Here is a 25,857-nt window from a genome sequence, read left to right as displayed (position 1 = left end):
TTTTGCCCAAATAGCCGCAATGATGATCCGCCATGCCCTAGAATCTGATTTACCCGCCATTGTCGCCATTTACAACGCTGCTGTTCCTAGCCGCATGGCTACTGCTGATTTAGAACCTGTGTCTGTGGAAAGTCGTTTGGCTTGGTTTCAAGGACGAGTCCCCTCTAAGTTTCCCCTGTGGGTAATGGAAACGGAGGGTGTAATTGCTGGATGGTTGAGTTTTCAATCATTCTACGGTAGACCAGCTTACTATGCCACAGCGGAAATTAGTATTTATATTTCCCCAGATTTTCAAGGACGTGGTTTAGGAAAACAACTTTTAGAAAAAGCCATTCAGGAAAGTCCTAACTTAGGTTTAAAGACTTTAGTGAGTTTTATTTTCGCGCACAATCAACCCAGTTTAAAGTTATTTGCTTGGTTTGGTTTTCAAGCTTGGGGAAATTTACCGAAAATTGCTGATTTAGACGGAGTGGAACGGGATTTAATGATTTTGGGTTTGCGGGTGATGTAGGCATGAATTATGCTCAATTTGTTGATAATCATTAGGTGTATCAATATCAATTGCCCCCAAAGGAAAGGGAATACTAAAAACTTCGTGATAGTGGTTTTTAATTAATTTCTTCGCGCCTACATCTTCAGTTAAATTTGCTAATTTTGAGAAAAAACTCTGATTAAATAAAACGGGTACACCTAATGTATTTGCATATTCACAAGCAATAATAGGTTTCTTTGTATTATGGTATTTTGAGACTAAATTATTGATAATTTCAGCCGAAAGAAACGGCTGGTCACAAACAGTAATAACTACTGCATTTATATTTTGATAATCAGTGATAATTGATGAAATTCCTCGACGAATTGAAGAACTCATTCCTAAATGCCAATCTGGATTTTCAACTATTTTAATATCAGATTCGCTAATTTGAGAACGGATATTTTCTGCATTTGATCCCAATACTACTACTATAGGTTTGCACACCGAAGCAACTGCATTTTCAATTGTATGCCTTAGTAAGCTAATTCCTTGATAGGGTAAGAGTTGTTTCGGTCTACCCATGCGAGTTGATGCCCCTGCGGCTAGAATAATTATAGCAATATTTGATTTAGTCATTGTTCAATTTTAATTTCTTGCATCTGATTTCGAGAGTAAATTGGTTCATTGCGATCTTTTAAAAAACCACCATTACGACTTTTAAGTATAGCTTGAATTTCTGTAATTATAGATAATGCTATTGTTTCTGGTGTATCTGCACCAATATCTAAACCCACAGGAGTATATAACTTTTGTAATAGTTCTGGTGTTTGTTCTATTCCTTCAGTTAGTAAATCATTTAATAATCTTGCAGTTCGCTGTTTTGATCCTAAACAACCTAAATATTTCAAATTAGATGGTATTAGCAATTTCAAAATTTCTAAATCATCAAAATAATTATGATTCATGACCACAGCAATAGTATTTTCTTTGATAGATATATGTTGATGAACAATTTCCCGATGAGTTAGAATCACGTTATTAGCCATCATAAAACGTTCTTTAGTTGCTTCAATAGCACGACAATCAATAATAGTAACTTGCCAACCCAAAGCTTTAGCAAACTCTACAACTGGTACAGCATCACGACCTGCACCAAAAATAATTAGGTGTGGGGGAGGCTGAATGAATTCAATAAAAACATTAACTTCACCTGATAAAAGTTGATATTTATGAAAACTTGAATATTGATTTTTTAATGCCGATTTAGCATCTTTAATTAAGGATTGAGTTAAACTAGATTCAGCAATGTTAGTATTTATATTCCCGTCAGAATTGAGAATTAATCGCGCTCCTAACTGGACATTAATAGTACCCTCAACACTAAAAATAGTGGCAATAATTCCTGGTTTTTGATTGTTAAAACATTGATGAATAAAAGTTAATGGATTAAGTGAATCATCTTGATAAAGACACTCAATCAAAACATCTACCACACCATTACAACCCAAACCAAATCCCCAAATAATATCTTCATCAGCATTGGTGTCATAAGTAACCAGTTTTGGCTGACCATCTGTGATTAAGCGAGTATGTTGAAATACATCATTTTCCAGACAACCACCACTGATAGTTCCCACCATTTTACCTGTTGACGTGATCAACATTCGCGCTCCCGGTTGACGATAGCTAGAACCTTGAACATTGACAACAGTTGCGAGAAAAACTGGTTCACTATTGTCTTGACTGTCTAAAAATGCTGTAATAATAGAATTTATCTCTTTCATATTTTTGCAGTATCCTCATTTGGGAAACTGGTTTAATAAATTACGTCAACCACCCATCACTTCCCTTCGGGTAAGTGAGGGCTTGTAAAAGCCTAGTTGACCTTCGTAATCACCCCATCCTCAAAACCACAAATCAAACAAAAATCCTAAAGCTCTCTCTGCGACTCTGCGCCTCTGCGTGAGAAAAAAAGAAATTGATTCCCACACAGAGGCAAAACACACAGCTAAATTAACTTATCCGGCGTAATTGGTAACTCACGAATCCGTTTACCCGTAGCATGATAAACAGCATTAGCGATCGCTGGTGAAACACCTGTAATCCCGATTTCACCCACACCACGCACCCCAGCAGAATTAAAATTCAGATCAGGTTCACCCACAAAAGAAACTTCAATGCGGGGAATATCTGCATGAGTTGGGTAATGATAGGTAGCCAAATCATAAACCACCGGATAACCGATATTCGGATCAAACTGGCAATCCTCCATTAAAGCGTGACCAATCCCCATAATTACAGCCCCTCGCACTTGAGAAGCGGCAGTTTTAGCATTCATCACCTTGCCAATATTCATCACAGACACCCACCGCGTCACCTGTAAGCGGCCGATTTCTTCATCTAGGCTGATTTCGCAAAAATGTGCGCCCCAGGACTGGAAAGCCCATTTTTTAGCTTCCTCACCTGGTGCAGAAGAACCCGTCGCTTCAAAAGCAGCCCGTTGGGACTGACGCAGACTTGTAAACGCCTCTTGGGCAGTTTTCGCTTGGGCAGTTTTCAGCACCTCCTCACAGGCCGTCATCACTGCTGGTACAAGACTTGCCGTCATTTGCGAACCACCAGCAAGACCACCGTTAGGGAATAAAGAATCACCCAATTCCACCCGCACCTTTTCCACTGGTAGCCCTAAAGCATTGGCCGCCGTACTGGCAACAATGGTATAAGCACCCGTACCCATATCATTACCACTGGTGAGAACATGAGCCGTACCATCTGCTAATAATCGGACTTTGACTGAAGCTGAACTTCTTAAACCGGGAAAAGTGGAAGCAGCCATACCCCAGCCGATGAGTTTACCGTCGCGGGATAAAGAACGGGGTTTTTGAGTTCGATTTTCCCAACCAAATTGTTTTGCACCCACCTGCAAGCATTCCGCAAAATGTTTCGCAGAGAAAGGTAAACCCCGGCTTTGATGTTCCTTTGTTTCGTTCTTTAACCGTAATTCTACGGGGTCTATGCCCAATTCCCAGGCTAATTCATCCATTGCGGACTCTAAAGCATACAAACCGGGATTTTCCCCAGGCGCTCGCATAAAGGTAGGTGTACCAATATTCATGACTCCCATTTGTTGGGATGTTCGCAGATTCGGAGTAGCATACATTGCCGGGGTAATACCTGTACATGGTTCAGCAAAAACATCTACAGGGGAAGTATAAGATTTTGCTGTATGTTCAATTCCCTGCAAACTACCATCAGTTTTAGCAGCTAAACTAATAGTTTGCTCAGTTTGCGAACGGTGTCCCGCATTTGCTGTCATTTGTCGCCGACTGAGAACCACTTTCAGCGGACGCTGAAGTTTTCGCGCTGCTGCGGCACAGAGAATAGCGTGTGGCCAGGGAAAGGCTTTAGAACCAAATCCCCCACCTAAAAACGGCGTAATAATTCTTACCTGTTCTGGTGCAAGTCCAAATAATTCTGAATATGTGCGTTGGCTACCTCCTACCCATTGAGTCGGTTCATAGACTGTCAGCGAGTTGGAATTTTGCCACTGGGCGATAATGGCATGAGGTTCCATGGGTGCGTGGAGTTCCGTCGCTGTTTTGTAGGTAGCGGTAATTTTCGCTGCTGCACCTGCCATTGCATCCGTTGAATTACCAGTAGCAAAACTACCCTTGGCAAATTTCAAGTCTTCCCCAAACATGGAGGGAGCATTTTTTAAGGTAACTTTTTGGGCATCTAAAATTGGTTTTTGGCTAGTATATTCAACTTTAACTAAATGTGATGCTGCCTTTGCTTGTTCAAAGGTTTCTGCTACTACTAAACCGATAATTTGCCCGGCATAATGAATTGTGTCATCGGCTAAAGGTAGTCGCGCTTCGTAAATTTTAGAATTGACAAAATTATTGCTAGGCTTAGAAATTTTGGGGGCATTTTTATGGGTGAAAATGGCAATTACACCGGGATATTTTTCTGCTGTTTGGGTGTTGACACTTTTTATTTTTCCACTGGCAATACTAGCAGTTATTAAATAACCATGAACTAAATTTGGTATTTGATGTTCGGCGGCATAGGTGGCTGTACCTGTTACTTTTGCCTGTCCATCTTTACGATTAATATTGGTTGTAGTTATTTTATTCATGCTATACCTCCTCCTTGAGCCGAAACCGTGAGAGCGCGACGAATTGCCCGTTTTGTTAGTTCAATTTTATAACCGTTATGAGCTAAAGGTTTTGCTCCCTGTAAAGCGATATTTGCCGCTTGGCTAAATGTGGAAATATCTGCGGTTTTACCAATTAAAAACTTTTCTGCTTCTACTGCTTGCCAAGGTTTATGGGCGACTCCACCCATTGCTAAACGAGCATCTTTGATTTTGTCTCCAGCAATTTGTAAAGCAGCCGCTACAGATATTAAAGCAAAAGAATAGGAAGTGCGATCGCGCAGTTTTAAATAAACTCCTGATTTCGCAAAAGCTAAAGGTGGTAAAATCACAGAAGTAATTAATTCTCCTGGCTGTAAATTACTATCTTTTTCTGGTGTATTTCCTGGCAAGCGATGGAAATCTCCAAAGGGAATTTGTCTTTTACCTTGATGTCCTTCCACTTCTACCACCGCATCTAAAGCCGCCAATGCCACACACATATCAGAAGGATGAACTGCGACACATTGATCACTTGCAGCGAGTATTGCGTGCATTCGATTTATCCCCGTTGCTGCTGGGCATCCAGTTCCTGGCTCACGTTTATTACAAGCAAAAGCAGTATCGTAATAATAAGGGCAACGAGTTTTTTGTAAGAGATTACCACCGACTGTGGCCATATTGCGAATTTGTTGAGATGCACCAGACAGAATTGCCCTAGTTAACATCGGGTAATCACGGCGAATATCAGTATGATCAGCTACAGCCGTATTTGTCACCAACGCCCCTAACCGCAGACTACCATTAGCCATTTTTTCGATCTTCTGCATCTGTAGGCGGGAGATGTCAATTAGTTGTGATGGCTCGTCCACAAAGGCTTTGAGACGATCAACTAAATTTGTACCGCCACCAATAAACATAGCATTTTGGTCAGCAACGGCTCGGTTGACGGCATCTTTTACCGTGGTAGCGCGAATATAAGTAAAGTTATTCATTATACTGGTACTCCCTGGGATTCACTGGTAATGATATTTGCCATTGGCGAAGGAGGTTTTTGTCCAATTGCTTGTTGAACTGCGGCAACAATTCCGTTATAAGCACTGCACCGACAAAGATTCCCACTTAATCGTTCTTTAATTTCCGCTGTCGAAAGTTGAGCTAATTGGGGAGGAGCTTGTAAATCGGAGGTGACTGCACTAGCACAACCGCGTTTAACTTCCTCCAGTAGTGCCACAGAGGCGCAAATTTGCCCTGGTGTACAGTAACCACACTGAAAGCCATCGTTGTCAATAAAGGCTATTTGCATGGGGTGGAGACTATCACCGCTGGCTAGTCCTTCAATGGTGACAATTTTTTTGCCTTCCTGCATGACTGCCAAAGAAAGACAAGAATATACTCGTTCACCATCAATCAGCACAGTACACGCGCCGCACTGTCCATGATCACAGCCTTTTTTACTACCAACTAATCCTAAACGTTCCCGCAGGGCATCCAGGAGAGTCACACGCGGCTCAATACTGAGGGGGCGTTGCTCACCATTAACATTGAGTGTTATATTCATCTCGCCGTTGCCTCCTAGAGTAGTTTCTTTGGCTGCACTTTCTTGAGTCAGCAATGCAGGAACAGTAATAGCCGCCCCGGCTGCGGTGAATGCTTGTCCGAGAAACCCACGTCGGGATGTTTTCCCTGGTTTCTGGTTAGATTGTTCCATAATTGGGAATTGATAACAATATTACTGATGATATAGCAGGAGTCATGATGTAGGAGCGCAGAGTCAAAAGAGATCGCACTCAAGGGGGAAATTTTACTTCAAGTTTATGGAATGAATTAATACTGTCACTTCCACAAACATCCTCTAAAAGGTAGAGAATCTCAAAATCTAAACAGTTCCACCCATACCTTCGATAAATGTATCAATAAATAACTGGATTTTTTCGGAAACGCGCTCAATAGTTTTTTTCCGTTCTAAAATTTTGGGCTTAAAATTTAGTGAACTGACTATTTCTTGTTCTCTTGGTAAACGGTTAGCAAAGGCATAGTTATTGATGATTTTTAATAACTCTTCATGTTCAATATTTTCGGTGGTACAAAGTTCGGTAAAGGCTTTTGCTTTTTCGGTTATCCAGTATTCTTCAAAGGCATTCATCACATTTTCATCGGGCTGGAGTTGCGACAAATTATTGGCGATGAATACTTCAATTAAGGCGCGTTTGTTGCGTAATTGGACTTCACCTGCCATAATATCAAGGATTTCTTTTTGGAGTTTTTGAGTTGCGGCTGGATCTGTTTTGCTCATCCTTCTCAACAAATCGAGAATATACGCCACATTAATCTCATCTCGATGAATTAAACTCAGTTCAAAGTCTACATCATCAAGAATCGAAGTTCTTTCGCTGGTGCGTTCTCTTTTTACTTTTTCATGGATATCGAGATATTTACTTTTATAGTCTTCAAAGTTTTGCGCTGCCAGACTTAGATCGGTTTCTTCAAAGTCAGCGAAGGTAGTCAGAACATTTTTAAGGCGGAGTAGTTCCCGAAATTTAGTAACGAAGGTTAATTGGGCTTCTTCATCGGGTAAGGTATCTACACTTTTGATCGTCGGAGTGATGGCTAATAGCTCGCTGGCGGCTTGGTTGAATTGGGTTACATAGTCCTCATAAGGCTGGACTATTACTGTGTCTTGAGCATCCTTATTTGAGAATAGGGCGATCGCTTCATCAGTGGCTTTTTTAAGATTCCGAAAACAGACAATATTGCCCTGAGATTTTTTATCGTTGAGAATCCGATTAGTGCGAGAAAAGGCTTGAATCAGTCCGTGAAACTGGAGATTTTTATCAACATATAGGGTATTTAATCAGTGTTTCGATATTACTCACACAAAACATGGCGGTAAAGTCAGGGGCTTTAGTTTTTTGGGCGTGATGAGTGAGGATATAGTCAGTTATTTTTGCAAGTCGGATTGGGCTTTCTAGTGCTTCCTTGGTGTCAATTTCTTCTATGGCAATATCCAAATTAGTAGCACTTTTTTTCTGGCGTTTTTTTGGCTGTACTTCTTCTTGTTTAGTTTTACCCACATATTCCACCGCAAAGCGCAGAACATTTTCATCTTTGATAGCATCAATGATTACATATTTATGCAAACATTCATCAAATAATGATGCGGTTGTTTGTTGATGTTCTCTAGTTCCAAAGGCGTTATCTGTGAGAATTGGTGTACCTGTAAAGCCGAACATTTGAGCATTTTGAAAGAATTTTTTGATATTTCTATGGGTTTCTCCAAATTGGCTGCGGTGACATTCATCGAAAATAAATACAAATTTTTGCTCTTGCAGATGTTTTATTTTCTCAAGATAGCGTTCTTTAATAATGGCATTATTCAATTTTTGAATAGTGGTAACGATTAGTGTAGTCGTGTCGTCATTTAGTTGTTTAATTAGGTTATTGGTATTAGTGGTACTGTCTACGCTACCTTTGGCAAATTCATTAAATTCTTTGGCAGTTTGGTAATCTAGGTCTTTACGGTCAACTACAAATACAACTTTATAGACTTGGGGTAAATTGGTAATAATTTGACTGGCTTTAAAGGAGGTGAGGGTTTTACCTGAGCCTGTGGTGTGCCAGATATAGGCGTTTTTATTGCTATTTTTAACTCGTTCAACTAATGCTTCCGTTGCATAAACTTGATAGGGACGGAGGACTTTGAGGACATTAATGGCGGTGATGACAATGTAACGGGTGATCATTTTGGCGAGATGACAAGTTCTGAGAAATGTGTCAGCAAATTCGCTCAAATCAGATATACGATTATTTTCTTGATCTGTCCAATAAAAGGTTTGTTGGAATGATTGAGATTTATTGTTGGCGAAGTATTTTGTATTTACGCCGTTGCTGATAATAAATAGCTGCACATATTGAAATAGTCCTGCACCTGCGTCATAGGATTCATGTTGGTAGCGGTTAATTTGATGAAATGCAACTTTTAATTCTGAACCCCGTTTTTTAAGTTCTATTTGCACTAATGGTAAGCCGTTGATTAAAATAGTTACATCATAGCGATTTTTGCGTTTTCCTTCTATGGTGATTTGGTTAGTAACTTGAAATTCATTTCTACACCATTCTTCACAATTTAAGAAACTTATATAAATTGTTTCGGCGGGTTTGCCATTTTCTGCGTCCCGTTTTAAGGCGTATTTATCCCGTAATATTTTGGCACGTTCGACAACTGTGCCTGTATTTAAGTGGTTGAGAATGAGTTCAAATTCTGTTTTTGTTAGGGTGATGTTACCGTTATGAATTTCTAGCTGTTGTTTGAGGTTGGCTAACATTGCCGCTTGGTCTTTAATTTTGACTCTGGCATATTTCATGCCTTGCAGTTGGGTAATTAAGTCTGCTTCTAGTTGGGCTTCGGTTTGGGTAGTCATAATTTACACAAGACTGTAGGGATTCATTATTTTAACTGGTGTCAGTTTAAAATCATCAACATTGCGGGTAACTAAAGTCAATTTATGATGATATGCTGTTGCAGCAATCAAGCTATCCATTACGGCTAATTTTTTACCTTTTAATTCGGCATTTGCAGAAAATTTCGCCCAATTATCTAAAATATCATTGTTTAGCGGTAAAATATGAGAAGAAAATTCAGTTTCTACTTTTTGCAGCCATATTTTTAGTTTTTGATATCGTTCAGGTTGTGAGTCTTGGATTTTATAAATCCCTTTTTTTATTTCAGCGATGGTAATACTACTTAAAAATAGTTGTTCAATCGGTTGCTGATTAAACCATTGACTAACTTGGGGGTTGGGAGCTTTTTTAACAAACTCAGACATTACACAGGTGTCAATTAAATAAGTCATAGTTCAACATCCCTACCTGTGTCTCTATCACGTTCAAACAATGATGCAATATCATCTTCGGCAGATTCGTCGTCTATAAAACGTAGTCGCTCAAATAATGGCAGTTCTTTTTTTTGTTGCTGCAAGTAATTGGATAATATTTTAATGACCGCTTCCTGTGGGTTTTCGTAGTGACTGACTGCGATAATTTCATTAATTAGTTCATCATCTATTGTAATAATGGTCATGGCTTTGTCCTCGGTTGTGTAAAATCTGAATGATTTTGTTGAGAGATTGCCGGAATTAGGTGGAATCTTGAGTTATTGCCTTATATGCTGAAATTGGGTAATATTTCAGTTATACTAACAAACGGCTTGATAGTTAGATTTAACGGGTAGGGGTTTAGCAGTGCTAAACCCCTACAAATCTAGGTTTTTCCCAAGTTTACAAAAATCTATTTTCTACCCGCGCTTAGTATATCATAACAACCTGAGTATCCACAGGTTTAAACATTAGTATAAATGTTAGTTGTGTTATAGTCAATTCATTAAATAAACATTTGTTGTAGTAAGCCTTGTTTGTATTGTTTTACTGTTTCCAGATAGGTTTGAGATTGGGTAATTTTTTCGTCAAGTGTAGTTAAGAAATTAGCTATTTTGGTTTGTTCAGCTAAACAAGGAAAATTTATTTCAAATTCTTTGATTTGTTTTGCACTGATATGCGGAATACCTGAACTTGTTTTCACTTTATCAACATAAGCATGAAAACTAGTCGAATTTATATGCTGAAAAATAAAAAATATTGAAGATGTTGCTTTCTGTCTTAATCTTGCAACACGCTGAACAAGTAGAGAATTTACATTACCATCTTTTACAAGTGCAGAATTTCTACCAACTTTAGAACCATCCATACCAATTACTAAATCATTCTCTTTTAAAAGATACGGTCATCACTCATCAATAATTGATCAGCACTCCATGTTGCCGAAAAAGGCGGATTTGCCACAATCGCCTCAAAGCGTAAATCTCTATGTTGGGGATGTTCTAGGGTATCCTCTAGCTGGATATCAAAATCTGCATAATGGACATCATGCAAAATCATGTTCATCCGCGCCAAGTTGTAAGTCGTGCGGTTCATTTCCTGCCCGTATATCTTATCAACATGAGCCGCTTCCCGCTTCACCCGCAACAACAGCGAACCACTTCCACAGGTGGGATCATACACGGTTTTTAAGTTTGGTTTCTCACTCGTTACCAACTTGGCCAATAAAGTCGAAACAGGTTGCGGTGTATAAAACTCTCCGGCTTTCTTCCCCGCACCACTAGCAAACTCACCAATCAAATACTCATAAGCATCACCCAAGACATCGGCGTTTGTATCATCCAGCCTAAAGTCAATCTTATTCAGATGTACCAATATTTTAGCAACTAATTCATTTTTGGCTTTTTCATTTGCCCCTAGTTTGGATGAAGTCAAGTCTAAATCTTCAAACAAGTTACTAAAATCATCGGCGCTATCTGTCCCCAGGGTACTCTGTTCAATGTTTTTGAGAATCTTCGTCAGATCCTCCAAAATGAAGTTATAACCCTCACCCTCGTTATTAGTGTCCTGTTTATTGCTACCTTTGAGGGCGATGGTCTTAAAAAGCTCCGACGGACTCAAAAAGTACCCCAATGCTTCCACAGTGGCATCCCGTACCGCTTTGACAATCTCCACACCTTCGGCTGTATCTTCTGTTAATTCGGCAAATTTCAGCCCGTCTCCTTCTAATATGCCATCAGCAAAGCGTTCTATTTTCTCAGAAAGATATTTGTAAAAAATAAAGCCCAGCATATAGTCCCGAAATTCATCGGCGTTCATTTTCCCGCGTAAATCATCGGCTATCTTCCAAAGTTGCTGCTGTAGCTGACGACGTTGCTCTTCTGACATAGGTGATAAATTTAGTTGTTCAGTTTAGTTTTTATACTAAAAACGGTTGAGACATGGACTTTTGTAAAATCACGAAAACCGCAGATTTGTAGGGGTTTAGCACTGCTAAACCCCTACCCATAAAATCAAGTAATTAAGCCGTGTTGAGTATAAGTTATGAGGTATTCAAAGGGTTAAGTTCCTTTTGAGACCACGATAATGTTACCACTACAAACAATCTAATTGAGATTTTTGTGAGCGATCGCTCATTTACCTGTCAAAATAAATTTGAATAAAAGTCTTTTCGTTAGGGTTAGGAGTCAAGTTACAGTAATCATCACACCTGCACTTTCATTCCCTAATCTATCCACAGCACAGACTGCATAAGTTCCCGGTGGAACTGTCGCAAAGGTAGTACCAGCGGATAAAATGCGTTGAATTATCCAATTATTGCTATTTTGCAAATATAGAGTCCAAGAACGCACAGGTTGATTATCTCCTGCTTCCCAATTTAATTTTCCATCCATAAACTTGAGGTTTTTGGGAGGTGGTGGCGTGATGGAACTTTGCCATGACATAGTAGGAACTAAGGCAGGTGTGGGATAATCGGTTCTAAATTGGTCAGCAATGCCTTGACGATTTTCTTTAATGCCAGTCATGCTGAAAAAGATATTACCCAAAGATAAACTACCTGCTAAATTCCGAGAAATCTGAATCTGCTTGACAATTTCGCTGTTTTTCCATTCCTTCCCATCTAGTTGTCCGAGATTGTTACCTGCATAGACATGACGCTGTTTGGTATTAATTTCTGTCCACCATTTCAGCAAAGTTTGATAACCTTGTTTAGTTTGGTCAGTCCGCCAGTAAAGTTGAGGAGCAATATAATCTATCCAGCCTTGCTGTAACCATTTTTTAGAATCTGCATAGAGAACATTATAGGCATCTAACCCGACAATTCCCGCAGGTTCTCCAGAACGATAAATACCAAAAGGACTAATTCCAAATTTCACATGAGGTTTGGTGGCTTTGATTCCTTGGGAAAGTCGCAATACCATTTGATTGACGTTTTCCCGTCGCCAATCTTCTAAACTCAGTTTACCGCCACTGGCTTTATAAGCTGCGTAGGTTTTATGATCGGGAAAAGGTTTACCAGATATGGGATAGGGGTAAAAATAATCATCTAAATGAATCGCATCTAAATCATAACGGCGGACAACATCAATAATGACGTTGTATGCTCTGTCTTGAACGATTTTTGCACCGGGGTCCATCCATAGTTGACTACCCCATTGATAAACAACTTCGGGATTTGTCACGGCAATGTGGGGACGAACAGTAGAAACTTGACTGTTAGCTCTAGCGCGGTAAGGGTTAAACCAGGCGTGTAATTCAATATTGCGTTGATGACATTGGGCGATCGCAAATTCCAAAGGATCATAAAATGGTGATGGTGCTTTTCCCTGCGTTCCCGTAATCCAAGCACTCCAAGGTTCTAACTCAGAAGCATATACAGCATCACCTTCCGGTCTGACTTGCAAAACTAAAGCGTTAAAATTCAAAGCTTGTAACTGTTTAATAATCGCTACCAACTCCGCTTTTTGCTGTTCCACAGACAGTCCTGGCTTAGAAGGCCAATCACTATTCCACACAGTCGCAACCCAAGCACCTCGAAATTCTCGCCGATGATTTACTTTAACAGTATTGGAGGTTGTCGGTTTAGGTGTAGGAATCGTTGTGGTGATAGGCGCTGCAACAATATAATCAGAAGGAATTTTTTCCGCTTTTCCCAAATACACTAAAGCCTGATAAACCATCACTGCCACATCTGCACGAGTAGCAGCTGTTTTATAATTTAGTATTTTGACGTTGGGATAATTCACCACCCAACCAGCACGGGTCGCCAAACCTATTTGATTAATTCCATAGTAAGGAATTAAAGATCCATCTTGATAAATTTCTGCCAGTTTACTCACTAAATCCAGGTCAACTTTCCCCGCAATTCCCAAACCATTGACAATTGCGACTAAAGCATCACCCTTAGCAATACTTTCATCTACCCCAAACCGCTTGTTCGGATAACCTGTCAAAAATCCAGTTTCATAAACTTTCTTAATCGCGTTTATTGCCCAATGGGTCTGGGGAACATCTACAAAAGGGATATATGCACGTTTAACTGGTTGGGAAAAAACTGAAGCGATAATGGCAGCAAATTCAGCGCGAGTTACAGGGTTATTGGGGCGACAAGTTCCATCAGGATAACCGCTGATAATCCGCCGTGCTGCTAAAGCTTCTATAAATGGTCGGGACCAATGATTTTGAATATCGGAGAAAGTTATAGGAGTAGATACCATATTTAAGGAGATAGTTACATCTTCTGTTAATTTAGCAATTTTTAAGTCATAACTGCTAATTTTCTAGCAATGCAGTCAGACAGATAAGTTTTTTAAATCTCTCTTCTGCAAAAAAATCACATTTCTATGTTTGTTGAGAATATGCTCGGTTAATTCTCAAGATTATTGAGAATGAAATCAATAAGCCAACGATTTTACTAGGGTATTGACATCTGGAAATTTTATGTTATTGTCAAGATATATAATCTGCAAGTATTTATATCTAAAAATTAGGATTGCGGAAGGAAGGTTAATTTGTACAGTGTGTCATTCCTAGATGATACTCCTTGTCAATGCGTAAGTCCTATATCTTTATGCCAGAAGTTACACGGTTTTATGGAATAGTTATCAAAATTTTCTTTGCTGATCACCCACCTCCTCATTTTCATGCAGTTTACGGTGAGTATAATGCCTTAGTTGGTATTGAGTCTTTAAAAATTATTGAAGGAGATTTACCCAGTCGTGCTGAAAAAATGGTAATAGAATGGGCTACATTGTATCAGAAAGAACTGCTCAATATGTGGAATAGCCAAGAGTTTAATAAACTGCCACCTTTAAAATAATGGAGAGTTTTGATGAAACCTGCTCGTATTGTTTCTGCTCAAGCTATAGATGATCATAACTTGATCATTAAGTTTACAAATAACGAACTAAAAAAATATGATATCTCTAAATTATTAGATAACCCAATGTTTTCTCCTTTAAAAAATCCGGCATTTTTCAGAAATTTTATCATTGATTCAGGTGGTTATGCGTTGGTTTGGAATGAGGATATTGATATCAGTGAATATGAACTTTGGCAAAATGGAATCAGCATTACAAAGGAAGGTAACAGGGAACAGGGAACAGATAAAATCCAGTTTCATAAATTTTCTTAATCGCGTTTATTGCCCAATGTGTATCAGGAACATCTCCAAAAGGCAGATATGCACGTTTAACTGGTTGGGAAAAATGGCGTTGTTGAATTGAGGTATGAAATTCCCAAATTGAATCTTTAAAACTCAAACCTCAGTGCGTCTTTGCTACGGCAGTCGCTCATGGGGGAAACCCCCAAGACCGCGCTGCCTCGCCTTTGCGTGAGACTAAAATTCATACCCTTAATCAGCAACGCCCGAATTTACTAGGGTATTGACATCTGGAAATTTTATGCAATTGTCAAGATATATAATTGTATTCAAAAATTGATATAGCGGTATGCACTTGCATGAGATACATCATAGCCCCCTCATCGCTTGCGGGGAGGGGGTTGGGGGTGGGGTTCTTGTATCTCACTCAATCGAGAACCGCTATATTCCAAAATCCAGGGAATAAATTCCCTGTCTTATAGCTAAAGTCGGTTAAAACCGACTATTAGGAACGTAAAGTTTTATTTTTTTAGTTTTATTGAGTATAATTTGTGATAAATTTATCACAACTTGACAAGTAATACCAGTTACCATGAATAATCGTCAGTTGCTAGAAGTTAGCGAGTATGTATGCTTAGGGATATCAATATTGGGAACAATAGTAGCGACAGTGACGCAACAAGTAGTTTATGCGGTTATTCCCCTGAGTCTAAGTATAGCTTTAAATTTAGTCAATCGTCCTAAGTTGAATTATTCCCAATCACAAATTGAGCAATTACAAACAAGTTTGCAAAATATCACTGAAGAATTTTACCAAGTTGAAAAAACCATGAATACCTCTAATCAACGTTTGGAACAAATCGAAGCTTGGAGACAACAACTCAGCCAAATTATTGACCAAACAATTGAGATGGCAATTAATGAACGTTTGGGAAAACTTGAAGTTTATAAACAGGAAATTAGTCAAATTGTTGACCAGAAAATTAAAATATCAATGCAAAAATTGAGTACGGAATTTAATGCAGTTAATCAACAAATGCAAATTGTCAATAATCGGTTGCAGCAATTAGATATTTCTCTAGAAAGTTTGAACTCTAATGTTGATAAAGATGAATATTTGAGAAATATTGCAGAATTGAAAACTGAATTATCACAAATTAATCAACAGCTACAAGTCTTTAATTCTCGATTTGCAGAAATTGAAACTTCTATCAAAAATGGCAATGAAAGCAATCAACAGCAATTAGCAGAATTACGTGACAGTCAAGAAAATCAAAGTCAGGAATTTACTCAGATTCATCAACAAATCGAAGTTGTTAATTCTCGATTTGCACAAATTGATAATTCAACACAGAAATTACATCAAACAATTTTAGAACAAAACCAAGAAATAAGTGAAATTAAAGCAAAACAAGAAAGTGAAAGTTCCAACAATAACGACGTTTTCGATTCTATTAACCAACGGTTAACAAAATTAGATGGATTAACCGAATTAGATAGTTTATTTACAGCTTTAATACAACCGTTACAGGTTGAAAATAAATCAAATTTGCAAACAAATCCAATACCAGAAACAGCAAGTCAAGAAAGAGAAGAAATTAACAGAATTAATAACTTAGATTCTATTGGAAATTCTATTAATGAATCGTTGAAAACATTGGAGATATTGACGGAATTAGATACTTGGTTTAACCCGTCACAAGCAAATAAATCAAGTCTAGAAGAATCAGATAATTATCAAAAAACACTAGAAGTAATTCCTACCACATCTTCATCAGATGAAAACACCGAAAAATTAGTATTTGTTGGTACTCTCAAAGGACATGAAAATAAAGTTCTCTCTGTAGCTTTTAGTCCAGATGGGAGATTTTTAGCAAGTGGTAGTGATGATACAATCATTAAATTGTGGGATTTAGCAACTCAGCAACATCGCACCTTTGCAGGACATGGAGAATATTCTTGGTCTAGAGGGATTAATTCCGTAGGTTTTAGTCCAGATGGCAAATTTTTAGTCAGTGGCAGTGATGATAAAACTATTAAATTATGGGATGTAAATTTAGGAATAGAAGTTTTCACTTTTACAGGACACGAAGAAAGGGTTTATGCTGTTGCATTTAGTCCCTTGGGGAAAATTTTAGCCAGTGGAAGTAAAGACAAAACAGTTAAACTGTGGTCATTAGAAACAGGAAAAGAAGTTTACTCTTTCAAAAGTCATACCGATGATGTTTTATCTGTAACTTTTAGTCCCGACGGTAAACTATTAGCTAGTGGTGCAGGTGGTAATGATAAAACTATCAAAATTTTACAATTAGCTGAAAATAAAGTGAAAACTTTAACAGGACATTCTGATTGGTTTGGAGGGATTACATCTCTAGCATTTAGTCCCGACGGAAAAACTTTAATTAGTGGTAGTCAAGACAAAACTATTAAACTTTGGAATCTAGAAACTAGTCAAGAAATTAAAACTTTATCAGGACACTCTGATTATATTTGTGCCGTTGCATATAGTCCCAATGGACAGATTTTAGCGAGCGCTAGTAAAGATAAAACAGTGAAATTATGGTCAGTAGCTAGTGGAGAAGAAATTTCTAGTGTCAAATGTACTGATTCTGTAATTTACTCAATTGCCTTCAGTCCAGATGGTAAAATATTAGCGGCTGGAAGTGGAGATACAACCATTACTCTATTTCCCATAGCATAACGTTGATTCTACAGGTAGGGGTAAAGCATGAGCTAAACCTCTACACATCTGGGTTTTTAACGAAGCTATATTCAAGTAGAAAAAAGGAAAATTAAAAATCTTCACCTTTGCTCCTTTGTGCCTTTGCGCGTTCGCGCAGCGTGCCGTAGGCATAACATAATTTGAAACCGGGGAAGTCTGCAATCTGAGGATTATTTAAATGCTGCTATATTTAAGAATTGAAAATTTCGCCTTAATTGATCATCTGGAATTGGATTTTGGTGCGGGTTTGAATGTATTAACTGGAGAAACCGGCGCAGGAAAATCAATTATATTAGATGCCATTGATGCGGTTTTAGGTGGTAAAGTCTCCAGTCGAGTAATTCGGACTGGCACAAATCGCGCGATAGTGGAGGCGACTTTTAGCGTGACTCCGCCTTTAGCTGCTTGGTTGAGTGAACAAGAAATTGATTTAACCGATGATAATGCTGTGATCATTAGTCGGGAAATTGCCACCACTACTAGTAATATCCGCAGCAGATCAAGAGTAAATGGAGTGCTGGTAAATCGCCCCTTAATGGCAGGATTACGGGATAGTTTAGTAGAAATTACGGCACAAGGGCAAACCGTACAAGTGGGACAATCTGCCCAAGTTCGAGATTGGTTAGATTTATATGGTGGTGATGCTTTGTTGCACAAACGCCAAAATGTCGCTGCTGCTTTTATTCTATATCAACAAGCTCGTCAAGCACTAGAAAAACGCCGGACATCGGAACGGGAACGGCTGCAACAATTGGATTTATTAACATATCAAGTACAAGAATTGGGCGCTGCTAATCTTGATGATGCCCAGGAAATGGAACAATTAAATCAAGAACGAGAACGCCTCAATCATGTTGTGGATTTACAACAAATGAGTTACAAAGTTTATCAGGCTTTGTATCAAGATGATCAGGAAACTCGCACGGCTACTGATTTATTAGCCGATGGAGAGATGACATTAACTCACATGGTGGAGTATGATTCTCAACTACAATCTCTGTTGGAATTGGTGCGGGATGCGATCGCAGCGGTAATGGAAGTGGGGAGACAAATTAGTATTTATGGAGAAGGGTTAGAAGCAGATCCCCAGCGGTTGGAAGAGGTGGATGAACGGATACGGGAATTAAAACAAATTTGTCGCAAATATGGACCGACTCTGACGGAAGCTATTTCTTATTATGAACGTATTCAAACTGAATTAGCTGAATTAAATAATAGCGAACAATCTATCGAAACTTTAGAACAACAAGAACAATTATATTTACAAGAACTTTATCAAATTAGTCAACAATTAACCCAATTACGTCGTCAAACTGCGGCTAATCTAGAATCTCGCTTATTAGCTGAACTCAAGCCGTTAGCAATGGATAAGGTAAAATTTCAAGTAGAGATTGTCCCCATTTCTCCGACAGCTACAGGTGCAGACAAAATTACTTTTATGTTTAGTCCTAACCCCGGTGAACCTATTCAACCATTAACAGAAATTGCTTCTGGTGGGGAAATGAGCCGTTTTTTATTGGCTTTAAAAGCCTGTTTTAATCAAGGTAATGAAGTAGGAACAATGATATTTGATGAAATTGATGTGGGAGTTTCTGGAAGAGTTGCCCAAGCCATAGCGGAAAAATTGCACCAACTTAGTCAAGGACATCAAGTATTATGTGTAACTCATCAACCTTTGGTTGCAGCAATGGCAGATCGTCATTTTCGCGTTGATAAATTAGTTATTAATAAAGCCAGAAATAGTAATGATGAACAGCGGACTGTGGTGAGGGTGACAAGTTTAGATAATTTAACTACCCGACGGGAAGAATTGGCACAGTTAGCTGGTGGTAAATCTGCAAATGAAGCAATTTCTTTTGCGGAATCTTTATTATTACAAGCTGCTAATCATCGAGAAAAGAGAAAATAGATGGGGAAATTGTCAGAAATGGCTAACGCCACGCTACGCTATCAGGATGTCCAAGATTTACAGGATTTTTTATGAGATAATAGAAATAAAGAAACTGTGAACACACAATAAATTAAATTTTCCAGGAATAGTAATATGTATCAAACTGATCCGCCCCGTTCTCCTCAAGAAGTGTTACCAACAATGTATGATCTCAAAAGTGAAGATCCAGAGGAAAAAGGTTTGCCTGATCAATTTCATTTATTACAACCCCGTTTATTAGACGAAACGTTTAATTCTCCTACCTATCCTAGCGACAAAATCTTTACCGCTAGTGATATGAATTTATATTATGATCCTCATCATCCAACATGGTATAAAAGACCAGATTGGTTTGTATCTGTGAATGTTTCTCCTCTTTATAAAAATGGCGATTTACGACTGAGTTATGTAATCTGGCAAGAGGGAATTACTCCTTTTATTATCGTGGAATTACTCTCACCAGGAACTGAAAAGGAAGATTTAGGACACACTTTAAGAAATGTAGAAAAACCGCCAACAAAATGGGAGGTTTATGAGCAGATTTTGAGGATTCCTTATTATGCTATTTTTGACCGTTACAAGTATGAATTTAGAATGTTTAAATTAGATGGTGGACGTTATGCAGAAATTGATTTATCAAATTCTCGTTTTTGGATACCAGAAATAGAATTAGGTTTGGGAGTTTGGGAGGGAAGTTATAATAATATTCAGCAGCCTTGGTTACGCTGGTATGATGTTTCTGGTAATTGGGTTTTAACTCCTACAGAACAGGAAAGAAGACAGAAGGAAAGATTGATAGAACAGTTAAGAAATCTGGGTGTAGAACCTGATCTTTAATTTGTCTGATAGCGTAGCGTGGCGCAAGCCATATCAGGATATCCAGGATTTAATAAAGTCATCCTCTCAATTATTCTATTATCTATCAGACAAGTGGTAGCATTTGGAAAACTACAATTTCTAAATCGGGAAAATCTAAAGGGGATATTTTTTGCTGTTCTGTGATAATTGCTTGATTTTGATAACCTTCTGTTGTGGGATTTCTAAATACAATTAATTCGCGTTTCACTACATCTAACACCCAATAATCCTTAATTCCTGCTTGAGAATAAGCTTTAGCTTTGATTTCTGTATCTAGTTTTAAACTACTATCTGCAACTTCGATAATTAAATAAACTTCTGCTGGGGTAGGATGATGATCTGCATAGTCTAGGGGATCTATTTTCACTACAGCAATATCTGGTTCTGGTTCAGACCTTTCATTTAATTTTACAGGGTCTTGAACAGCTATCCAAGCCTGATTTCCTAAGCGATTTTGTAATAATTTATTTGTTCTTCCTACTGCTGAACTGTGGGCTGTTCCTTTAGCAATCATCCAGATTATTTTCCCCTCTAATAATTCTACCCGTTCACTTGGTTCAAATATTCCTGCTTCAGCCATTCTGTGGTATTCATCAACAGTCCACAGCCGCAATTGTAAGGGTGATTCTGTGGTTTGCATAGTTAATTAAGGTAAATATTTATTTTCTATTACAATACCTTGTCCAAATTAGAAAAAGCCTTGATTTGTAGGTTGGGTTGAAGCATGAAACCCAACAAATGCGTTGGGTTGCGCTGTCGCTTAACCCAACAAAGCAGGAAATGGACAAGGTATTGCTATTATAGAATTATTTGTCTGAATCAGGATGTCCAGGATTTAAGGATTTACAGGATTTTTGTCTGAATCAGGATATCCAGGATTTCAGGATTTTCAGGATTTTTTATGAGATAATACAAATAAAGACACTGTGAACATACAATGGCTACTCAATTAATGGTTCAACCTTCGTCTTTAATATCTTCTGGTATGAAGATGAGTGAATTTGGTAATATTTATCTATTTAAATTTACCGAAGAACTACAGATACGTTTTGAAGAACTATTAGCAAAGAAAAAATCTGATAAACTGACTTCTGAAGAGGAAGCGGAATATGTAGGTATCTCGGAGTTACAGCGAATATTTACCTTAATTAATGCTCAACTAGCAGCTAAAAGTAAATGGTGTCCGAACCAACTCGACGACTTATAAGAAAACGAGCTAAATTTCTCTGTGAATATTGTCACTCTCCAGAATATCTGAGTCCTGATCGTTTTACTATTGATCATATTATGCCGCAGTCTTTGGGGGGTTCAGACGAACTGGATAATTTAGCTTTGGCTTGTCATCGCTGTAATGAGCGTCATTATAATTTTATAGTAGCTACTGATCCTAAAACTCAAGAGCAAGTTGCTTTATTTAACCCTCGTCAGCAAGAATGGTCAGAGCATTTTATCTGGACAAAAGATGGTATAAAAATTGTAGGTACAACGCCTACAGGAAGAGCTACTAGCGATCGCTTTGACTTCAATGATAAACGACGTGATGAGCCTTCTATTCAAGTTGCTCGGCGTTTTTGGGTAGAAGCGGGTTGGCATCCACCACTATCAGATCCACGTGAAGAATAAAAATCAATTTCCTTGGATGTTGACTCCGACAGAACAGGAAAGACGACAGAAGGAAAGGTTGATAGAACAGTTAAAAGTGCTTGCTGTGGAGACTGATTTAGAGTAATCCTTTCATTACTGTTTAAAAGTAAGTCCTTTCATCAAAATTAGAATCAGTAAGTATACTCTCTGCTTTAGTTCTAGAGAATGCATTAAATTAAGTAAAAATACTATTATCCTATAATGCTTAAACTGTTAAATTTTATATATGTCGTTTGCTACTTATAAAGTATAAATGAGCAACAACTCAGCCAATAAGCTAAATCAGCTATATAGTGAGATGTTTATCCTGCTACAAAAAGAGGAAAAACTCCGTAAGCAGACAGCAGAAGTTTTAGCTAAGGCTAAAGCTACTATAGACCCCCGCCGTGAATTTAACAACTGGCTTAAATCTTCCGAGGGTCAATCTTGGAAGAAGAAGCAATTTGATTATCAAGAATGTAAATGCGCTTACTGTGGTGAATTACTTAGATTTGCAGATACAGTTGTACATCATGTACTTCCTTTGAAGGAATTTGGCAATGCTGCAAATAAACCTGAAAATTTCAAATTACTTCATCCCAGTTGTAATCTTACTATCGGAACTAAAATAGTTGAATTTTAACATATGTCAGGAGTAATTATTTATGGCTAGTAAGGAACAACTTATCAAGGAAGTAGCCCAAGAAATCAAATGGACTCAAGCAGATGTAAAGAGAGCATTAGATGGGTATGGTGATGTTCATACAAAAGAGGATATTTTAGCTTGTTGTCTGCGTTTTGCCGGACCAGAACTCAAAAAACGAAATTATCAAATAGGCTCTCTTAAAAAAGTAAGTAAGAATGATCAAGAAATTATTAAACAGCTAACTGAACAGCTTATAAACACTCAAAACTTCTTCCAAAATCAAATGGTTCCTACTTTAAAAGCTACAATTACAGCACAAGCAGAAAGGATAGAAGAACTTCTTAAACAAATGCCTTGGGCTAGTTGAGGATAAAGGCTATGATCAATGAATTACCGATGTTAACAAAACTACATCTAAAATCTTTTGAACTTTCTGACTATTTAGTTCAACAGATTTTTAGAGGTTTAGAAGTGATGCAAACAATCAGTGGATTTAAAGAATATTCTGTTGCTGATGTCAGAGACTCCGTTGAAGCTAAATTATCAAATCCTAAAACTAAACCAGAGTCTCGTCAAAAACTACAGAAAGTTCTAGACTGGATCAATGGAGACTCAAACGTTATTAAGGTAGATTTTCTGAAAAATTTACCTCCGGCAAAGAGACTGGAAGTATTGAGCGAAAGAATTGATGAGTTAGAGAAAAAGGAAGAATTGTTATCTCTGAAAACTGACAAGTTAATCACCAAAGCTAACAAGGCTCTGAAAAAGTAGATAGATGATCATTCAGTTTCATACATGATTACCCTTAACCAAATTTAACTGATGATCTATCTATTTAGTTAATGATAGTCGTGGGTTGGGTTGAACGAGGCGAAACCCAACAAACCGCCCCGAAAATGTTGGCTTGATAAAACCAACCTAACCTACAAACTTCTCACAATGGAGTAAGTCGCCAGATTTCAGTCTTTGAATAAAATCAGTCTGCTGTGCTTTGAGTATTGTTGTCCAGTCCATTTGTCAAAACTCACCTTTATCTGACAAGGAGTATTTATTCTATTATTCCCTATTAAGCAGCAAAAAGCACTAATTTATATCATATTGCAGTTTTTTGAGTCTAACCGAAAAGTATTGAATCCTCAAACCCTAAAAATACAACTCAAACAAACATCCTGCAAATCCTTTAATCCTGGATATCCTGATATGGCTTGCGCCACGCTACGCTATCAGACAATTTAATTTTATAATCCTAATTATCAATTGTTAATTACTTTTCCCAAAAGCGAAAATTGAAAGTTGCAGAGTCCCGACGGAAGCGCCGAGTAGGTTTTCTTTTGCGTCTCTTCGCACTTCTTTCACTCGGCTGTTCTGGATTTATTTCTTCCACAATCTCCTCTGATAATTGTGTTTGTAACGCCTCCTCGCTTCTCCACCAACCAATAATCCAACCACCACCAATTCCTGCGATCGCACCGAATATAATACTCATAGGGGCTGAATAACCGAGGAAAAGGCAGCCCATCATAAAAAACAACCAATATTTTAATCCAGCATCAATGCCATCATTAGATGCGACAGCAGCAGGTTCAGGACTATTATCATTAACAAATGTGAACCACCCCAAGGTGACACCACCCATAATGGCTATGAATAGACTGAGAGGAACTGAAGCATTAGCAATTCTGGAGATAATAAATAAAAATAATCCAAATAACAGTTGAGAAAGAAAGTTAGGTGAGGAAGAGAAAATATCGCCTAGTAGATTATTTTTTGGTGCCATAATGTTAGGAGTTAGAAGTCAGTAGTCAGGAGAAAAAATAATTATATCTCGTTATCTCGTTCCCATACTCTGTATGGGAACGAGGAAGAGGAAAAAGCACAACACCAAGCCAGTTTTACTCCTGACTGCTGTTGTAAATCAATTTTGATAATTGGGTGTCTAGCGGTTGAGTTGTATCCACAACTGTTATATAAGGTTGTTCTAGATTTGTAAATGGTTCAGATTGCTTGATTTGAGATGCTAATAAATCAGCGGTTGCATCAGCAATATCACCAGTACGGTTCAGGAGTCGTTCTTTGATCACCTCTAGGGGTGCGGTACAGTTGATAATATGCACAGGTAATTGATGCTGTGTAGCTTGGGAAATAGCTGCTTCCCGTAAATCCTGCCGATCATATTTGGCATCTAAAATTACAGACCAACCTTGATTAGCCAGTATAATTCCTAATGCTAACAATCGGCTATAGGTTTTTTGGGTCATTTTCGGTGTATAGATTTCATCCCCACCTTTTTCTAGGAGGGGAATTCCTGCTAAATGCTTACGCACAGCATCGGAACGGAGATGAACTGCGTTGAGTTTCCGGGCTAAATATTTAGCTGTGGTACTTTTACCAGCACCAGATAATCCTGACATTAAAATCAGTTTTCCCTGTTGGGGTTTGGTATATTCCCAGGCTTGACGGTAATATGCAGAAGCTGTTTTTGCAGATTCTTCTTTGACCGCAGCCGGGATATTAGGATCATCTAATAAGAATGAATTTACTTTAGCCCGTACATAGGCTTGACGGCTTAAGTATAAAGGTAATACCTGTAAACCTTCCCAATCTCCAGTTTGCTCTACGTAGGCATTTAAAAAGGCATTTCCTAAGTCTTTCCTTCCTCTGGCTTCAATGTCCATGACTGTAAATGCCACATCATACATGACATCTACAAAGCGGAAAGGCTCGTTGAATTCTATGCAATCAAATAGCATAATTTTCTCATGCCAAAGAGCAATATTTCTGAGGTGTAAATCGCCGTGACATTCACAAATATAGTTATTGTCAATTCTGCTTTTAAATAGTTCTGGATGTTGGATAAAGAAGTTGTCTGTATATTGTTTTGTTTCCTCAAATTGTTCTTTGGTTTGGGGACCACCAATATATTTTTCGGCTTGTTGGTAATTCTCATCAATTGCTAGTCGGACTTGGGAGACTTCTCCAAAACTGCGAATATAATCGTTGGTCTCGGTTTTTGCATGATATTGAGCGACAACTCGCCCCAATTCTTCTAAGTGACTTTCTGGCAAGTTTCCACTGGCAAAAAGTTCACTAAATAATGTTTCTTGGGGAAATTGACGCATCTTGACTGTGTATTCTACAGCTTCTCCTGCGCCACCTAAATGGTATTGTTCACCTACTAAGGTGACGGGGAGAACTTCTAAATATAATTCACCTGCACCTCTTTGATTTAGTCGCAGTTCTTCTTGACAAAAGTGGTGTCGTTTTTCTAAGGTGGAAAAGTCTAAAAAACCAAAGTTGGCTGGTTTTTTGAGTTTGTAAGCATAATCCCCGGTGAGGAGGACATAGGAAATATGAGTTTGAATTAGTTGAATTGGTTCTGTTACGGGATGAGGATAAAATCCTGATTGTAACATTTGTGAGATTAAGTTCGGGAGATTGGTTTCTGTCATTTTTATTGGTGATTGGTAATTGGTAATTGGTAATTGGTAATGGG

26 protein-coding genes are annotated in these 25,857 nt (G+C 38.2%); 11 read left to right on the top strand and 15 right to left on the bottom strand.

Translation table 11 applies throughout. The annotated features are described in order from the left end of the window. Positions 1-19 precede the first annotated feature (19 nt). Positions 20-511, top strand: coding sequence for a GNAT family N-acetyltransferase (locus tag CA730_RS02955; RefSeq protein WP_039204590.1), 492 nt, complete (start codon positions 20-22; stop codon positions 509-511). Here CA730_RS02955 and CA730_RS02950 read toward each other — a convergent pair. The 12 genes from CA730_RS02950 to CA730_RS02900 all read right to left on the bottom strand — a co-directional run bounded on the left by CA730_RS02950 (position 482) and on the right by CA730_RS02900 (position 13,701). Next, positions 482-1,111, bottom strand: a complete 630-nt coding sequence (locus CA730_RS02950) for a nucleotidyltransferase family protein (RefSeq protein WP_096663781.1) — start codon at positions 1,109-1,111, stop codon at positions 482-484. The two genes, CA730_RS02955 and CA730_RS02950, sit on opposite strands and share 30 nt — an antisense overlap. Next, positions 1,108-2,259, bottom strand: a complete 1,152-nt coding sequence (locus tag CA730_RS02945) for an XdhC family protein (protein WP_096663778.1) — start codon at positions 2,257-2,259, stop codon at positions 1,108-1,110. The genes CA730_RS02950 and CA730_RS02945 overlap by 4 nt, the downstream gene beginning before the upstream one ends. 224 nt (positions 2,260-2,483) lie before the next feature. Beyond that, a complete protein-coding gene (locus tag CA730_RS02940; protein WP_096663775.1) occupies positions 2,484-4,613 on the bottom strand; it encodes a xanthine dehydrogenase family protein molybdopterin-binding subunit in 2,130 nt (709 codons plus the stop codon). Then, on the bottom strand, positions 4,610-5,605 hold the full coding sequence (locus tag CA730_RS02935; RefSeq protein WP_096663771.1) for an FAD binding domain-containing protein: 996 nt from the start codon (positions 5,603-5,605) through the stop codon (positions 4,610-4,612). Before CA730_RS02935 ends, CA730_RS02940 begins: the two co-directional genes overlap by 4 nt. Beyond that, entirely contained in the window at positions 5,605-6,321 is a 717-nt protein-coding gene (locus CA730_RS02930; protein WP_096663768.1) for a 2Fe-2S iron-sulfur cluster-binding protein, read from the bottom strand. Before CA730_RS02930 ends, CA730_RS02935 begins: the two co-directional genes overlap by 1 nt. A gap of 168 nt (positions 6,322-6,489) precedes the next feature. After that, entirely contained in the window at positions 6,490-7,419 is a 930-nt protein-coding gene (locus CA730_RS25075) for a type I restriction endonuclease subunit R, EcoR124 family (RefSeq protein ID WP_407919796.1), read from the bottom strand. A gap of 25 nt (positions 7,420-7,444) precedes the next feature. After that, the gene (locus CA730_RS25070; protein ID WP_197705492.1) at positions 7,445-9,031 is read right to left on the bottom strand and encodes a type I restriction endonuclease subunit R; all 1,587 of its coding nucleotides are present in this window, start codon (positions 9,029-9,031) and stop codon (positions 7,445-7,447) included. 3 nt (positions 9,032-9,034) lie between these two features. Then, entirely contained in the window at positions 9,035-9,463 is a 429-nt protein-coding gene (locus tag CA730_RS02920) for a type II toxin-antitoxin system VapC family toxin (protein WP_096663765.1), read from the bottom strand. Next, positions 9,460-9,690 carry a type II toxin-antitoxin system VapB family antitoxin gene (locus tag CA730_RS02915; protein WP_096663762.1) on the bottom strand — a complete coding sequence of 77 codons (231 nt, stop codon included), beginning with the start codon at positions 9,688-9,690 and terminating at the stop codon, positions 9,460-9,462. Before CA730_RS02915 ends, CA730_RS02920 begins: the two co-directional genes overlap by 4 nt. Positions 9,691-9,989: 299 nt before the next feature. Next, complete coding sequence (locus CA730_RS02910) at positions 9,990-10,352, bottom strand: restriction endonuclease subunit S (protein WP_096663759.1); 363 nt, start codon at positions 10,350-10,352, stop codon at positions 9,990-9,992. Between the two features lie 23 nt (positions 10,353-10,375). Next, positions 10,376-11,371, bottom strand: coding sequence for a type I restriction-modification system subunit M (locus CA730_RS02905; protein WP_096663756.1), 996 nt, complete (start codon positions 11,369-11,371; stop codon positions 10,376-10,378). Between the two features lie 299 nt (positions 11,372-11,670). Beyond that, complete coding sequence (locus tag CA730_RS02900; RefSeq protein ID WP_096663753.1) at positions 11,671-13,701, bottom strand: glycoside hydrolase family 10 protein; 2,031 nt, start codon at positions 13,699-13,701, stop codon at positions 11,671-11,673. Between the two features lie 353 nt (positions 13,702-14,054). Between CA730_RS02900 and CA730_RS02895 the strand changes: the two genes are divergently transcribed. The 5 genes from CA730_RS02895 (at position 14,055) to CA730_RS02875 (ending at position 20,074) form a co-directional block, all read left to right on the top strand. Further along, on the top strand, positions 14,055-14,303 hold the full coding sequence (locus CA730_RS02895) for a DUF4160 domain-containing protein (RefSeq protein ID WP_096663750.1): 249 nt from the start codon (positions 14,055-14,057) through the stop codon (positions 14,301-14,303). Between the two features lie 12 nt (positions 14,304-14,315). Next, positions 14,316-14,618 (top strand): DUF2442 domain-containing protein, encoded by a 303-nt coding sequence (locus CA730_RS02890; RefSeq protein ID WP_096663747.1) that lies wholly within the window; start codon positions 14,316-14,318, stop codon positions 14,616-14,618. 559 nt (positions 14,619-15,177) lie between these two features. After that, positions 15,178-17,286, top strand: coding sequence for a WD40 repeat domain-containing protein (locus CA730_RS02885; protein WP_096663743.1), 2,109 nt, complete (start codon positions 15,178-15,180; stop codon positions 17,284-17,286). A 199-nt stretch (positions 17,287-17,485) separates the two neighbouring features. Next, a complete protein-coding gene (recN, locus tag CA730_RS02880) occupies positions 17,486-19,216 on the top strand; it encodes a DNA repair protein RecN (protein ID WP_096663740.1) in 1,731 nt (576 codons plus the stop codon). 135 nt (positions 19,217-19,351) lie between these two features. Further along, a complete protein-coding gene (locus tag CA730_RS02875; protein WP_096663737.1) occupies positions 19,352-20,074 on the top strand; it encodes a Uma2 family endonuclease in 723 nt (240 codons plus the stop codon). 85 nt (positions 20,075-20,159) lie between these two features. Here CA730_RS02875 and CA730_RS02870 read toward each other — a convergent pair whose 3' ends face one another. Continuing rightward, a complete protein-coding gene (locus CA730_RS02870) occupies positions 20,160-20,735 on the bottom strand; it encodes a Uma2 family endonuclease (protein ID WP_096663734.1) in 576 nt (191 codons plus the stop codon). Positions 20,736-21,032: 297 nt separating this feature from the next. Here CA730_RS02870 and CA730_RS02865 point away from each other — a divergent pair, with 297 nt between their 5' ends. The 5 genes from CA730_RS02865 to CA730_RS02845 all read left to right on the top strand — a co-directional run bounded on the left by CA730_RS02865 (position 21,033) and on the right by CA730_RS02845 (position 23,135). Beyond that, positions 21,033-21,302 (top strand): hypothetical protein, encoded by a 270-nt coding sequence (locus tag CA730_RS02865; protein WP_027403169.1) that lies wholly within the window; start codon positions 21,033-21,035, stop codon positions 21,300-21,302. After that, the gene (locus tag CA730_RS02860) at positions 21,272-21,718 is read left to right on the top strand and encodes an HNH endonuclease (RefSeq protein ID WP_096663730.1); all 447 of its coding nucleotides are present in this window, start codon (positions 21,272-21,274) and stop codon (positions 21,716-21,718) included. Before CA730_RS02865 ends, CA730_RS02860 begins: the two co-directional genes overlap by 31 nt. Positions 21,719-21,992: 274 nt before the next feature. Continuing rightward, positions 21,993-22,361, top strand: a complete 369-nt coding sequence (locus CA730_RS02855; protein WP_096663727.1) for an HNH endonuclease — start codon at positions 21,993-21,995, stop codon at positions 22,359-22,361. A gap of 22 nt (positions 22,362-22,383) precedes the next feature. Next, a complete protein-coding gene (locus CA730_RS02850) occupies positions 22,384-22,731 on the top strand; it encodes a hypothetical protein (RefSeq protein WP_096663724.1) in 348 nt (115 codons plus the stop codon). Positions 22,732-22,742: 11 nt separating this feature from the next. After that, a complete protein-coding gene (locus CA730_RS02845; protein ID WP_096663721.1) occupies positions 22,743-23,135 on the top strand; it encodes a hypothetical protein in 393 nt (130 codons plus the stop codon). Positions 23,136-23,628: 493 nt separating this feature from the next. Here the strand turns inward: CA730_RS02845 and CA730_RS02840 are convergent, their stop codons facing one another. Both CA730_RS02840 and CA730_RS02835 read right to left on the bottom strand, forming a co-directional pair. Then, complete coding sequence (locus tag CA730_RS02840; protein WP_096663717.1) at positions 23,629-24,141, bottom strand: hypothetical protein; 513 nt, start codon at positions 24,139-24,141, stop codon at positions 23,629-23,631. Positions 24,142-24,256: 115 nt separating this feature from the next. Further along, complete coding sequence (locus CA730_RS02835) at positions 24,257-25,813, bottom strand: bifunctional aminoglycoside phosphotransferase/ATP-binding protein (protein WP_096671239.1); 1,557 nt, start codon at positions 25,811-25,813, stop codon at positions 24,257-24,259. Between the last annotated feature and the right edge of the window lie 44 nt (positions 25,814-25,857).

The organism is Dolichospermum compactum NIES-806 (assembly GCF_002368115.1).
GTDB classification, from domain to species: domain Bacteria; phylum Cyanobacteriota; class Cyanobacteriia; order Cyanobacteriales; family Nostocaceae; genus Dolichospermum; species Dolichospermum compactum.
This window is presented reverse-complemented; position numbering and strand designations above follow the sequence as displayed.